Below are 13,423 nucleotides of genomic sequence, written 5' to 3' on the forward strand. Positions count from 1 at the left end.
CGGCAGTGCTGGTTAGCACTGCCGTTTTTTGAATCTGAATGCTGCCCATTGCTGCTATTATTAAATTATTCTTGGTTCTCACAGCCCCATTCGCAGGGGAGTTCGATCAAAATATCTTCTAATTTTTCTGGGTGTAGCATTTCTTCTTCTGTGACATTTAAGCGCATTGCCATATTGCGGTTAAATAACTCCCAGTGATTGAGCAAGCATTGAGAGTAACTCGCGTCATCATGTTTCCAAGTTTCAATTAAGAACGGCTTGAGGTTTACCGCACCGCTGGCAAATATCATCATTTGCCACTTCATTTCCCACACGTTAATTGATGATTCAGGGAAATCTTCGTGGAAAGTATCAACAAGTTGGCTCACGAAATCTTCAAGATCACCTTTGCTATCAAAAAAGTAATCCATCAGTTCATCACCTTGTCGGACGCCATCGGTGATAAGTTGAATAGGTTGCTGATGCACCAATTGTTGCGCCAATAACATGGTGATGAAACGGTACAAGATGATATTGCTGGGTAAATCCGAGGGAATACTTTCTTGCAGTTTATACATGTATGACAGGAAGTAGACGTGTAAGCAGTCGCTAATGTTATGCCAAATCTTTTCTTTACTACCGAAGTGGTGACGGATCAGGCTGTGAGATACGCCCGCACGTTCACTAATATTTCGTAGTGAAACGCGCTCATATCCCTGTTCACAAAACATTTTTGCGGCAGTTTTCATAATCAGCAGCTTGGTTTCTTCGGCGGCCTGAGCGCTGCGACGGCCTTGTTTTCTTTCTGTCATCATCATATCTATTTAATTTCCCACATCTTTTTTACCAGAAAATTGTTTGCTAGTCACCCTTGTGCTCACAGAAAATCTTTATTGTCCACCTGTGAAATATACTTGATCTTAAGTTAGATCAACCTATACTGCACGTGTGGACAGCATATATTAAAGAGAGAAATGCACGTGATACAGCATCAGCCTTTTATAACTTCGTTTGCTAAATTAGCCGCTATTACGTTGTTAAGTAGTGTTTTAGTGGGGTGTAATCAGGCAAATTCAGAACCAACAAAAGATGTGATTAAGTCAGTGAAGCTTTTTGAAGTGCCTGTGAATGCAGCACAAGAAAGCAGTGAGTTCCCAGGCCTAGCGGAAGCAGAGCAACGTGCTCAGTTGTCATTTCAAGTTTCTGGTGAAGTGCAGAGTCTGATGGTTAACGTTGGTCAAAAAGTGGGTAAAGGCCAAGTATTGGCTGTTCTCGACGATAAAGATTATCGCCTTGCGTTCGATGCAAAGTTTGCTGAATACGAATTAGCGAAAAGTCAGTTTGAACGTGCCAAGCAACTTTATGCCAAAAAACTTATCAGCACAGATCAATTTGACCGTAACGAAACGAGTTATAAAACAGCAACAACAAATATAGAACAAGCGAAAACAGATTTAGAAAATACGCTAATTACAGCCCCATTCGATGGTGTTGTTTCCCTTCGTCTTGTTAATCAACATCAGTTTGTTGGCGCTAATCAGACGATATTGAATATTCAAAATGTGGATAGCCTAGATGTCGCTTTTAATCTTCCGGTAACTTTCGTCGAGAAAGCGGGGTTGAAAGCAATACAAGTCGCGCCAGTTTGGGTGGTGATGGATAACTTTCCAAATGTGCCTATTCATGCCGAGCTGAAAGAACTTTCAACTCAACCTGATTTGGACACCAATACCTATAGCGCAAAAGTGACGATTCATCGGCCAGATGATTTAAATGTATTGTCGGGCATGGCTGGGAAGGTTCACTTCGCTAAGCCTAAATCAGCATCAACATTTACTTTACCTGACGGCGCTTGGATCGAAAAACGAGAAAGCACTGGAACGGTTTGGCAATTTAACCCTGCGACTTCGGTTATTGACGCGCTTGAAGTGGATTTGGATGAAAACGGTAGTGTCACCGACGGTTTACCACAAGGTGCGGTGATTGTTATTGCTGGTGCGAAAGATCTGTATTCAGGCCAGCAAGTACGCGAATGGACTCGTGAAGGTGGAATTTAACATGCTGAAGAAAATGTCATTTATTGCTCTGTCTATGCTTTTCTTGCAAGGCTGTCAGGAACCGCCTGTCGTCGCTGAACAAAAAGCATTAGCTGTATCAACATTAACCGTGTCGGATCCTGTTGAAAGTCAGTACCGCATTTTTAACGGTCAGGTGGAAGCGGCTGAAAATACACCTTTATCATTTCGTGTTGAAGGTGAGCTTAAAAGTGTATTAGTGAATACAGGCCATACCGTCAAAAAAGGTCAGTTACTTGCTGAATTAGATGCAAGTAAATTTGAACAGAAGCAACGTGATGCGAGCGTGCAATACGCCTTAGCATCGAAGCAGTTGGAGCGTGGTCGGGAGCTGTTTTCAAAAAAAATGATTTCGAAGGCGGAGTTTGATGAATTAAACGCAAATCAACGCTTAACGAAAGTGGCATTAGATTCTGCTAATGCGCGTCTTAATTACACCCGCTTAACTGCACCATTTGATGGAATGGTTTCATCAACAACGAAAGAATCATTTGAAGCTGTTTCGCCTGGTGAAGCGGTGCTTAGTCTTTATCAAAACAATAAGGTCTATATCAATATTCCGGTATCAGACAATGTCATTGCCATGATTAATCCAGCGGAAAACAATACCGCTTATCAACCAATGGCGCAATTTGGATCGGATAAACATGCTTTCCCTGTACGCTATTTTAAGCACAACAGTGAGCTAGAACCACAGACACAGACATACAGAGTGTGGTTTGAAATGTCGCAACAAACCCCCGCTATTTTACCGGGTACCAGTGTTGCACTGCGCGTTAACATGGCAGAGGCGGGGTTAAGTACCTTACAAGGGTATCAACTTCCGATGATTGCTCTGCAAGCTGGTAACCGTAAAGGCCAGTTTTTTGTTTGGAAGCAGCGTGATGGGCTTGCACATAAAGTTGAAGTGGGTGTTGAGCAAGTTAACAATCAAGGTGTCATTGCAAGTAGTGGCGTTGAATTTGGCGATGTATTGATTACTTCAAGCTTACGTAAATTACGTGACGGTATGCCGACCTCAACCGTTCAACCTCGTACTGCAATCATGGGATCTGCGCAGTGAAAATGGCTGTTTTCAGGCATCCGCGCATATTACTGAGATGGAGCTTTGTGATTCTAGTTACCGTCGTAAGTGTGTGGTTAATTAGTGCGCTGGGACAGTTTCTCGTGTGGCAATTTATTGGTGAACAAGTGCCAGGTATCGAAATTAATGTATCGCCAGATAATGCGATGCAGACGTATCAGAGTTCAGAGCGTTTCGCACTTAGCGATGCATTAAACATAGATCTGAATTTAATATCATTAGCTGTGGAGACAAAACGGTGAGTATTGCCGAGTATTCAATCAAAAATAAAGTGATCAGTTGGCTATTCATCGTCATTCTGTCTGTTGGTGGTGTGACTTCATTTTTAGATTTAGGGCGTTTGGAAGATCCGGCTTTCACACTGAAAGACGCAATGATTATTGCCACTTATCCGGGGGCTACATCAACGGAAGTGGAAGAGGAGCTGACTTACCCCTTAGAAAAAGCAGTTAGACAGCTGCCTTATATTGATAAGGTGACTTCAACGTCGTCTGCTGGTATGAGCCAAATTATGGTCAGCATGGACATGATCTATGGTCCTGACGAACTGCCGCAAATTTGGGATGAAATGCGCCGGAAAGTGAATGATCTTAGGCCAATATTGCCTACAGGCGTTCAATCGGTGCAGATTATCGATGATTTTGGTGATGTATTTGGCGTCATGATCATGATGACGGGCAAAGGCTATTCTTACGTAGAATTAAAGCAGTATGCTGATTATTTAACGCGTGAATTGGAGCTAGTTGACGGTGTCGGAAAGGTGAGCATTACGGGCGATCAACAAGAACAAATCTTTGTTGAAATATCACTCGATCGCATGGCTGCACTTAACCTAGACATGAATACTATTGGTGGCTTACTTAACCAGCAAAACAGTGTTATCGCGTCGGGTGAGATGATGATCAATGGTCAAACATTGGCGATTCGTCCAAATGGCAATATGAATAGCGTTGAAGAATTAGAAAACCTTGTTATTCATGGGCGTGATACGGGTAACTTGATCCACCTAAAAGATGTGGCGACCATTACGCGCGGTGTCCAGGAAAAGCCAAGTAATGTGGTTACTTACAATGGTGAGCAAGCCATTAACCTTGGTATCTCTTTTTCTGAAGGCGTGAACGTAGTTGAAGTCGGTAAAAAAGTAGACGCACGGTTGTCAGAGCTAGAAAGCTTTAAACCTGCAGGTATTGATCTGAACTACTTTTATAACCAAGCGCAAGAAGTTGATAAGTCAGTGAAAGACTTTCTTATCAGCCTTGGGCAAGCCGTCGCGATTGTGATTGTTGTTTTACTGTTTGCTATGGGGCTACGCAGTGGTTTGATTATTGGTTTGGTGCTTTTACTAACGGTATTTGGCACATTCATCATGATGAACCTTAATAATATTGAACTGCATCGGATATCGCTTGGAGCATTGATTATTGCTCTCGGTATGTTGGTGGATAACGCGATAGTGGTGGTTGAAGGTATCTTGGTAGGCATGAAAAAAGGCCGAAGCAAAATTCAAGCAGCAACTGATATTGTTAAACAAACCCAGTGGCCTTTACTTGGGGCTACCGTGATTGCCATTACCGCTTTCGCACCAATTGGTTTATCGGAAGATGCGAGTGGTGAATTTATGGGATCGCTGTTCTGTGTTCTGTGTTATTCATTATTTTTAAGCTGGATTACCGCTTTAACATTAACACCATTTTTAGCGGATTTATTGCTTAAAGATGAGCCCGTACGCTCTGAAGGTACAGAGGGAAATCAAGAGGAAGAAGACCCTTATAAAGGCGTATTGTTCATTGTGTTTGCAGCTACATTAAAATTTGCGTTGCGTTTTCGATGGTTGACGATGGCCAGCATGGTTGCTTTATTAGTTGGAGCTGTAATTGGCTTTGGTCATGTGAAGCAGTCGTTCTTTCCACCATCAAACACACCTATGTTCTATGTTGATATGTGGATGCCTGAAGGGACGGATATTCGGGAAACAATTAAGCAGACAGACAGCGTTGAAAGTTACATTCGTAGCCAAGATAACGTTGAGTTTGTAACAACATCTGTTGGACAAGGCATGCAGCGCTTTTCGTTGACCTATCAACCAGAGAAAAGTTATGAAGCTTATGCGCAGCTTCAAGTAAGAACAACCAGTCGTGACAATATGTTCGACTTGTTGAATAAGCTTGATGCGTCACTGTCTACTGAGTTTGATCAACCAACCTTCCAGTTCAAATTGATGGAATTTGGACCTTCACCAGCGTCTAAAATTGAAGCTCGGATCATTGGCCCAGATCCTCAAGTACTACGTGATATCGCAGTACAAGTAGAAGATATTTTGCTGCAAGACCCTGAATCACGCAATGTACGCCACGATTGGCGCGAACGTACGAAAGAATTGGTGCCACAGTTTAATGAATCGAAAGCTCGTCGTTTAGGTATTTCAAAAGAAGAACTATCGAATACGTTACAAATGGCCTATGGCGGTAACACCATAGGTGTTGTGCGCGATGGTACGCACATGCTGCCAGTTATCGCACGTCTGCCCGAAGTTGAACGTGTTGATTACGACACCTTGAAAAACTTGAAGTTATGGAGCCCTGTACAGCAATCTTATGTGCCTATAGAGCAAGTGATCGATAACGTTGATTTAGCATGGTCAGAGCCACTTATTCAGCGAAGAGACCGTAAGCGTACCTTAACTGTTTTAGCTGATCACAATGTACTAGGTGATGATACAGCCGCTACGTTATTTGCACGTGTTCAGCCAAAAGTTGATGCCTTAGTACTCCCTGTGGGTTACAGCATTCAGTGGGGAGGGGAATATGAATCATCGAAAGATGCGCAAGAAGGTATGATGGGCTCTATGCCAATGGGCTACTTGCTGATGTTTATTATTACGATGTTGCTATTCAACTCTTTTAAGAAGCCGCTCGTGATTTGGGCGACAGTGCCATTATCTATTATTGGTGTGTCTATTGGCTTACTCGCCACGAATACACCGTTTAGTTTTACGGCATTGCTGGGTTTACTGAGTCTGAGCGGGATGATTTTGAAGAACGGTATCGTGTTATTGGATCAAATTAACCTTGAATTAGATCAAGGTAAAGAACCGTACAACGCCATTTTGGATAGTGCTATTAGCCGTGTACGCCCGGTGAGTATGGCGGCAATAACAACGGTGCTTGGGATGATCCCATTGGTATTTGATGCATTCTTTGATTCACTGGCCATTACCATAATGGCAGGCCTTGGATTTGCAACCGTACTAACACTAATTGTTGTCCCTGTGATCTTTTCGTTGCTCTTTAATGTGAAGACACCAGAAAAAGCCTAATTACAAAGTGATGTCAGGAGGCTCTTGTCGGGTCGCCTGAATAAAAAAAGGCCGCATGAGTATGCGGCCTTTTTTTTAAGCGAATGAGTCGCCTACTGTATTAGCACGTTATTGAACTGTCTCACCACTTGCGATAACGGTTTTACGAACCTTATCAGCGAATGCTTGTGCTTCATTACGCACTTCATTCTCATCAATCGTTGTCATAGAACGATCTTGCATTAGGATTTTACCGTCTACGATGGTGTGTTTCACATTCATCGCGTAAGCAGAATAAACCAAAGCAGAATAAGGGTTGTACATAGGCACCATGTTTGGCGCTTTGGTATCAATAATAATGATATCAGCCAGTTTACCGTCTTCAAGTGAGCCAATAGTGTCTTCCATATGAAGCGCACGTGCTGCGCCAATGGTCGCCATTTCGATAACTTGTTGCGGTGGCATTGCTGCGCGGTCGTGGTTAATCAACTTGTGCACTTTTGCCACTTGGTTGAATTCATCGATAGTACTTAAAGTGTTTCCAGACATTGGACCATCAGTGCCTAGACCAACACGAATGTCTTTTTCTAGCATTTTGATGACAGGTGCGACACCTTTAGCTGACTTGATGTTAGCACTCATGTTATGTGCAACACCGACATCGTGTTTCTTCAACAGATCTAAATCACTGTCGGATGCATTAATCACATGCGCGCCGACTAATTTGTGCGTTAGGGCGCCAATATCGGCCATGTACTCAATCGGGGTTTTTCCGTTACTGCGTTTGGCGATAACTTCATTTTCACGATCTGATTCTGCAAGGTGAATCATTACAGGCACATCGTGTTCAAGGGATAGTTTAGTGATCTTTTGTAGAACTTCTGTGGTGTTGGTGTACGGTGCATGCGGTGCAAATGCAGGGGTAATACGTGGGTGATCTTTGTATTCTTCAATAAAGTTTACCGCGTATTTGATACCTTCTTCTGCGTTTGCTGCATCGGCTACAGGGAATTTGATCACTGATTCACCGAGTACTGCGCGCATGCCAATTTCATCAACAGTTTTCGCAACTTCATCTTCAAAATAGTACATATCAGCATAGGTGGTGACACCACCTTTTAGCATTTCAATGTTACCAAGGCGTGCGCCAATACGTACCATTTCACGAGAGACTAATTCTTTTTCTAAAGGGAAAATATAGCGGTGTAGGCGATCTGGCACATCATCGGCTAACGATCGAAAAACCGTCATTGAAACGTGAGTATGGGTGTTGATTAACCCCGGCATCACGATGTCACCATCGGCATTGATCGTACGTTTGGCTTGGTATTCTTTAATATCGCTGCCGTCTGTCACTGCGACAATCTTATTGTCTTTAATCGCAACTAAACCATTATCAAAAATTTGTCGCTCTTGGTTCATTGTCAGAACCGTTGCATTTTGAATTAGAAGATCAACATTTTCAGCGGCGAAAGTTGACGTACTTGCCAGCGAAGCCGCTGCAAAAGAAAGAGCTAATAGTGTTTTCTTGAACATGATGAATACCACAGTCACGGATGATGCGCAGATGATACTGACATCTAAAAGCTTGCAAATCAGTTATTAATAATTTGCGTACTATATGTGATGTAGCTCTAGTTTTGATGGCGTCAGAGGGATTTGTTTGGTGAATTTAGCAGCATTTTTTGCATGGCGAAACGTTTGCGTCTCGTATTTACCGCGGTTAAGAGGCATTTATACGAAAATGGCCTGTTAGCACAATATACTTATGGAGTATGGCGTGGCCATTGGTGCGATGGAGCGGGTGGTGTACTTGTAGATGAGCATCATCCACCGCATAGCTTGCTTGTAAGGTGCTTTTCAGACTTGTAGAACTGTCTAATAAACGAATGCCATCTTGAACATAGTTATCTAGCGCCGTAGGAAGCTGTCCTAACCACCAAGCTGGAATTTCTTTACTTGCTTTACTGCGATCAAACCAATGATCAGCAACAACCAATAAATGATTTTCTTGGTCTGGGTTTTGTTGCTCAAGCACGCCGTCTATCGCCGTTAATAGGGCTTGGCGACGGGCTAAATTGGCACTTAACAAACGATGTGCGACGATCCAAATGGTAAATGAATGTGTTTGTAACTTAAAAATAGGCTGAGGCAGGTTATTGGTGTCTTCAATCTGACTGAGTTCTGCAGCGATATCAGAGTTTGACAAGGTCGTCATAATACGGCGGCAAAGGGCTTTACCTAAATGGTTTTCGCGCATACCACGGTTATGCACCGTCGGGTAATGCTGTTCGCATAATTGTTGGCAGTCAGCTTGAAACTGCTGGATACTGACAGTAAGTAGATCACTGACCAAGGTGGAACCTCGAAAACAACATGAAAGACAAAGTGTTAACTGAAAATACAGCTAAGATCTGATTATCCTAGCAGAAAATTCCACGATGTCTTACAAGAATTGTCTAGAGAGCGACTTTTTGCTGGTTTCCGCATCAAGAAGCGTGAAGCTATCCCCATTAGCACTATTATTATGGCGGTTCTATATGCTTCTTGTTTATTAGTTTGTCGCCACTTTCTTTCGTGTCGATGCCTGTGGCAGCCAACGCTTGAATGTTTTCCATCTAAGCGCCAGTAGCAAAATCGAAATACCTATATAGATAGCGGGTTCGATAATGCCCGACTTAACTGACCAATAATAATGAATGGGGCTGAGTACCAATGCTATATACACAGTGTTGTGCAGTGTTTGCCATCGTTTCCCCAGTTGTCTTTGTAAGTATTGATTCGATGTCAGTGTGAGTAAGAACAAAATAACCCAACTGATAGCGCCTATAGCAAGGTACGGACGGCTGACAATTTCACTGACGATTAAACCCCAATCAAAACCAAGATCAAGCGTGATATAGCCAAGTAAATGAAGGCCAGCCCAAAAGAAGCTGTATAAGCCAATAACGCGTCGCACTTTCATTATTGCTGCTTGCTTGAAGTGCTTAGCGACAGGTGAAACTAGCATGGTAATTATGAGGGTATTAAGAGCTGCTTTACCCGTAAAGTGGCTGAGTCCTTGGACGGGGTCGGCCCCCAATCCTTCGGTGATGACTAACCATATCAATAACCCGACAAAGCTGAGCGAGACGGTGTGGATAGCTACCTTGAGGTAAAAAATATGATTGGGGGTTAATCGCATTAGTAGTTTTTCCTTAAATCCATGCCTTTGTACAAACTTGCCACTTCTTCTTGGTAACCATTAAACATGGTCGTGGGTTGTCTGTGGCTACTGAATAAACTGCCTTCACCAATGAAACGTTCACTTGCTTGGCTCCAACGTGGATGATCAACTTGAGGGTTAACATTGGCGTAGAAACCATATTCGCTTGCGGCCAATCGATTCCATGTTGTAGGTGGCTGTTCGTCTGTTAAGTGTATTTTGACGATGGATTTGATGCTTTTGAAACCATATTTCCAAGGCACAACAAGGCGGAGTGGAGCACCGTTTTGAGGTGCTAGATTTTTGCCATATAAACCAACGGCAACCAAGGTTAATGGGTTCATCGCTTCGTCTAAACGTAACCCTTCTACATAAGGGAAATCAATGCCTCCTCCTAGACGGCGAGAGGCCTGTCCTGGCATTTGTTTTGGATCGTATAAAGTTTCGAAGGCGACATACTTAGCGTCACTTTTAGGTGAAGCTAGTTTGATCAGATCAGCGAGTGGGAAACCAATCCATGGGACATTCATCGACCAAGCTTCTACGCAGCGTAGGCGATAAATACGCTCTTCTAATGTGAATTTTTTAAATAAATCATCATAGTCCAATGTGATAGGCGAATTAACTAGACCGGCAACCTCGACTTTCCATGGGTCGGTAATGAAATTACTCGCTAATTCAGCAGGTGAAGCTTTATCTGTGCCAAATTCATAGAAATTGTTGTACTTCAATACTTTATCTTCTGGTGTTAAAGACAGTGGTGTTTGATATTGCTGGGGTTTAGTGGCATTGAGTATTACGCGTTTATCTGGTGCGGGTGAAGAGGCCTTTTTATCGGAAAAAATATCAAATATCCCAGCCTGCACTTGGCTGGCGACAGGTAAAGTAGCTAGCGTAATCCCGAGCTTTTTGAGGATGTCACGGCGTTGCTTGTATACGGTCTCTGGGGTGACGTCGTTTTCACTGATGGCCCATCGAGGCTTATTGATTAATTTCATCCCTGTCTCACTACAAATATTTAGAAGTTAGGAGTATTGACCTTACTAATCGCATTTTTCTTTCACTATTTTTGATTTTTAATGTGATTAAAACGACTTAGTGAGTAATAAAGATCACTTTTCGCCCAATAAGGAAGGGGGTGGGAGGTTAACTTGTAGGTATAAAGGTGACAGGATCGCGTTAAAACTTTGACCAATAAATAATAGTTAGTTAGACTAACTAACTATTATTCGGCGATGATTTGATTGGAAGAGACGTCATGCAGCTAAAAACATCGTTAGAGCATATTGAACGCTATAGCGCCAAGTTATGGCGGTTACATTGCAAAGAAAACAAAAATGAGATTTCACTAAGCTTCAATGAATACGATTATCTCAAAGTTATCCAATACGCAGATGAACCGATGCGCTTGACGGATATAGCAACCAAATTAGAAGTGAGTAAACCATCGGCAAGTGCCATGATCGTTCGTCTTGAGAAGCGTGGTTTGATAGCCCGTTTAGCTTGCCCCGACGATGCACGAGTAAACCATATTGTGCTAACAGATACAGCCAAGGTTGAACTCGACCACGATGACGCTATTTACGCAAATTTCTCTGATGAAATAGCAGTAGCATTATCACCACAAGAATATCAACAACTTGAATCGCTACTTGCGAAGTTGTTTACCAAGCTGACGGTATAACGTCAATTTTACCTGCATTTTCACATGAAAATGAACGAGATTTGTTAGTATGCAAGATATGCAACAGATGGTTAAACCGACTGAGTCTATTACGCGTCAGTTCTGGCGTTATACATTACCAACCATAGCCGCGATGCTGGTGAATGGCTTGTATCAAGTGGTCGATGGTATTTTCATCGGCAGATATGTTGGTGCGCAAGGGCTGGCAGCTATTAACGTCGCATGGCCTATTATTGGCACCGTGCTGGGTGTTGGCCTAATGATAGGTGTGGGTACTGGCGCCTTATGTTCGGTGAGCAAAGGCGAAGGTGATCATGAAAAAGCACAGCGCATTATGTCAACGGGCTTTATATTTTTGTTGATTGCCAGTATTGCTGCTTCATTAACCTTATTCACCTTTGGACATGATCTACTTGTTCTGCAAGGAGCAACCGGTCAAGTGCTTGAACTAGGCCATCAATATATATCAGTGTTAGCGTTTGCTGTGATCTTTGCTTTTGGTTCAATTGCAGTACCATTTTTGCTTCGTAACGATGGTCGTCCCAACTTTGCAACTGGGCTCATGGTGCTGGGGGCGGTAGCGAATATAGCACTCGACTATGTACTTATTGCTTGGTTCCAGTGGGAGTTAATGGGCGCGGCGATTGCTACGGCTACCTCTCAGAGCTTAGTGACCTTAATTGGTTTAGGGTACTTTTTTACTGATAAAGCGGATTTGCGCTTAACACGTAAGACACTGTCGTTTTCAATTACTCATTGCCGTGGTATTGCATGGATTGGCTTATCAAGTTTCTTCATGTACGCATACGGTAGCTTCATGGTGGCCCTTCATAACGTCCAGTTTATTAAGTACGGTGACGTCACTATGGTGGGGGCCTACGCAATATTAGGTTACATTGTCACGGTATATTATTTAGTGGCTGAAGGTGTTGCTGGTGGTATGCAACCTTTAGTCAGCTACAACCATGGCGCGGGTAATCAAGCGAATATTCGGAAAGCGTTAACGCTGGGCATGGTCGTGTCTGTCGTTGTTGGTGTGCTATTTGTTATTGTGGTTAATATTGCACCGCATCAGTTTGCCAGTATTTTCAATAGTGAAGACAGCAAACTGATCGATCATACGGTGCTCGGTTTACGACTGCATTTATTTGCGATGTTCCTTGATGGGTTCTTAGTTGTGACGGCTGCATATTATCAATCCGTAGGTAAAGGTTCGAAATCCTTATTTGTGACAATTGGTAACATGCTTGTTCAATTGCCATTTTTATTCTTATTGCCGATTTGGTTTGGCGCCGAAGGTGTATGGTTAGCATTACCATTATCCAACATTGCCTTGAGTAGTGTGGTGGCCTTTATGTTGTATCGCGACATTAAGCAGCTTGACGCGCTACATCTTGGGAGGCACCAAGGAATGAGTGCAAAAGGTTCGGAGGCAACAGCCGAGACATTAGCCTAATGGCTGGTATAAAATAGTAAAAGAGCAGCTTCGGCTGCTCTTTTTGTTGGTATTAGCCCGCTTTTTAATGAGCAACTATATAGGCGATATGATGAAGAGCTTTCATCTGAATCTTGAGTTACAACACATCTACATGGAAGTGAATGCAGAACGCTTTCACTATTTACCTCTTTTTTTTGAATCTTATTACTGTCACCGACATGGGCTAGTCACTAATAACGATAAAACTGACTGGGAAGGTATTTTCAAAGTTGCACCGCGTTCATTAGAAGCGCAAGGTATTACTGAGCAAAAGCGCTTAGTTCGAGAATGGTTTTTACCGTCATCGGTATTAATCGGTCTATTGAAGGCAATGGTACGAGACGATCGGTTATCACTAGCGGCCTTACAAACTGAGCTGGAACAAAAGCTGTTTTATGTGGTGATTACCCGTGAAGAGCAAGCAAAGCTTAAGCAACAAGGTGGATTGAAATCTATGCCAGCTTCTTACTATCAGGCTGATCATAGAGATTATGCTAATCCACTTGCACGATTTCATAATGCGGGCATTTATCTCAGTGATGAATGTATATTTTCGTAATTAAATAGGATGAACTGCACCTCAGTTAACATTGTTTGCGTTCCGTTTACATTTGTTAACATAAA

At 42.7% G+C, this 13,423-nt stretch carries 12 protein-coding genes; 7 read left to right on the top strand and 5 right to left on the bottom strand.

Features of this window, described 5'->3' with window-relative positions; genetic code table 11:
- Nucleotides 1-65 precede the first annotated feature (65 nt).
- Nucleotides 66-797 carry a TetR/AcrR family transcriptional regulator gene (locus tag ASV53_RS07270; protein WP_275657088.1) on the bottom strand — a complete coding sequence of 244 codons (732 nt, stop codon included), beginning with the start codon at nucleotides 795-797 and terminating at the stop codon, nucleotides 66-68.
- Nucleotides 798-953: 156 nt separating this feature from the next.
- Here ASV53_RS07270 and ASV53_RS07275 point away from each other — a divergent pair, with 156 nt between their 5' ends.
- Genes ASV53_RS07275 through ASV53_RS07290 form a run of 4 tightly spaced genes read left to right on the top strand, consistent with a single transcriptional unit; the run spans nucleotide 954 to nucleotide 6,454 of the window.
- On the top strand, nucleotides 954-2,036 hold the full coding sequence (locus ASV53_RS07275) for an efflux RND transporter periplasmic adaptor subunit (protein WP_094956617.1): 1,083 nt from the start codon (nucleotides 954-956) through the stop codon (nucleotides 2,034-2,036).
- Nucleotide 2,037: 1 nt separating this feature from the next.
- The gene (locus ASV53_RS07280) at nucleotides 2,038-3,117 is read left to right on the top strand and encodes an efflux RND transporter periplasmic adaptor subunit (RefSeq protein WP_239928746.1); all 1,080 of its coding nucleotides are present in this window, start codon (nucleotides 2,038-2,040) and stop codon (nucleotides 3,115-3,117) included.
- 47 nt (nucleotides 3,118-3,164) lie between these two features.
- Nucleotides 3,165-3,380 carry a hypothetical protein gene (locus ASV53_RS07285; protein WP_062687927.1) on the top strand — a complete coding sequence of 72 codons (216 nt, stop codon included), beginning with the start codon at nucleotides 3,165-3,167 and terminating at the stop codon, nucleotides 3,378-3,380.
- The gene (locus ASV53_RS07290; RefSeq protein ID WP_094956620.1) at nucleotides 3,377-6,454 is read left to right on the top strand and encodes an efflux RND transporter permease subunit; all 3,078 of its coding nucleotides are present in this window, start codon (nucleotides 3,377-3,379) and stop codon (nucleotides 6,452-6,454) included. Before ASV53_RS07285 ends, ASV53_RS07290 begins: the two co-directional genes overlap by 4 nt.
- Nucleotides 6,455-6,562: 108 nt before the next feature.
- On the opposite strand, the gene ASV53_RS07295 is transcribed toward ASV53_RS07290, so the two are convergent.
- The 4 genes from ASV53_RS07295 to msrP form a co-directional block, all read right to left on the bottom strand.
- Nucleotides 6,563-7,969 carry an amidohydrolase gene (locus ASV53_RS07295; RefSeq protein ID WP_062687929.1) on the bottom strand — a complete coding sequence of 469 codons (1,407 nt, stop codon included), beginning with the start codon at nucleotides 7,967-7,969 and terminating at the stop codon, nucleotides 6,563-6,565.
- 187 nt (nucleotides 7,970-8,156) lie between these two features.
- Entirely contained in the window at nucleotides 8,157-8,789 is a 633-nt protein-coding gene (locus ASV53_RS07300; protein WP_062687930.1) for a hypothetical protein, read from the bottom strand.
- A 198-nt stretch (nucleotides 8,790-8,987) separates the two neighbouring features.
- Entirely contained in the window at nucleotides 8,988-9,617 is a 630-nt protein-coding gene (gene msrQ / locus ASV53_RS07305) for a protein-methionine-sulfoxide reductase heme-binding subunit MsrQ (protein WP_094956621.1), read from the bottom strand.
- On the bottom strand, nucleotides 9,617-10,636 hold the full coding sequence (msrP, locus tag ASV53_RS07310) for a protein-methionine-sulfoxide reductase catalytic subunit MsrP (RefSeq protein ID WP_094956622.1): 1,020 nt from the start codon (nucleotides 10,634-10,636) through the stop codon (nucleotides 9,617-9,619). The genes msrQ and msrP overlap by 1 nt, the downstream gene beginning before the upstream one ends.
- 260 nt (nucleotides 10,637-10,896) lie before the next feature.
- On the opposite strand from msrP, the gene ASV53_RS07315 reads away from it, so the two are divergent.
- From ASV53_RS07315 to ASV53_RS07325, 3 genes are all read left to right on the top strand, one after another.
- Nucleotides 10,897-11,322 (top strand): MarR family winged helix-turn-helix transcriptional regulator, encoded by a 426-nt coding sequence (locus ASV53_RS07315; RefSeq protein ID WP_094956623.1) that lies wholly within the window; start codon nucleotides 10,897-10,899, stop codon nucleotides 11,320-11,322.
- 58 nt (nucleotides 11,323-11,380) lie between these two features.
- Entirely contained in the window at nucleotides 11,381-12,778 is a 1,398-nt protein-coding gene (locus ASV53_RS07320; RefSeq protein WP_500690242.1) for an MATE family efflux transporter, read from the top strand.
- An 88-nt stretch (nucleotides 12,779-12,866) separates the two neighbouring features.
- Entirely contained in the window at nucleotides 12,867-13,358 is a 492-nt protein-coding gene (locus ASV53_RS07325) for a hypothetical protein (protein ID WP_189337842.1), read from the top strand.
- Nucleotides 13,359-13,423 lie beyond the last annotated feature (65 nt).

Origin of the sequence: Photobacterium sanguinicancri, assembly GCF_002265265.1 — a bacterium.
Lineage (GTDB): Bacteria > Pseudomonadota > Gammaproteobacteria > Enterobacterales > Vibrionaceae > Photobacterium > Photobacterium sanguinicancri.

Excerpts from the sequence above, each read along its gene's own strand:
- ASV53_RS07280 (WP_239928746.1), top strand. The coding sequence starts at position 2,038 with ATGCTGAAGAAAATGTCATTTATTGCTCTGTCTATGCTTTTCTTGCAA.
- msrP (WP_094956622.1), bottom strand. The coding sequence starts at position 10,636 with ATGAAATTAATCAATAAGCCTCGATGGGCCATCAGTGAAAACGACGTC.
- ASV53_RS07320 (WP_500690242.1), top strand. The coding sequence starts at position 11,381 with ATGCAACAGATGGTTAAACCGACTGAGTCTATTACGCGTCAGTTCTGG.
- ASV53_RS07275 (WP_094956617.1), top strand. The coding sequence starts at position 954 with ATGCACGTGATACAGCATCAGCCTTTTATAACTTCGTTTGCTAAATTA.
- ASV53_RS07295 (WP_062687929.1), bottom strand. The coding sequence starts at position 7,969 with ATGTTCAAGAAAACACTATTAGCTCTTTCTTTTGCAGCGGCTTCGCTG.
- ASV53_RS07325 (WP_189337842.1), top strand. The coding sequence starts at position 12,867 with ATGATGAAGAGCTTTCATCTGAATCTTGAGTTACAACACATCTACATG.
- msrQ (WP_094956621.1), bottom strand. The coding sequence starts at position 9,617 with ATGCGATTAACCCCCAATCATATTTTTTACCTCAAGGTAGCTATCCAC.
- ASV53_RS07315 (WP_094956623.1), top strand. The coding sequence starts at position 10,897 with ATGCAGCTAAAAACATCGTTAGAGCATATTGAACGCTATAGCGCCAAG.
- ASV53_RS07270 (WP_275657088.1), bottom strand. The coding sequence starts at position 797 with ATGATGATGACAGAAAGAAAACAAGGCCGTCGCAGCGCTCAGGCCGCC.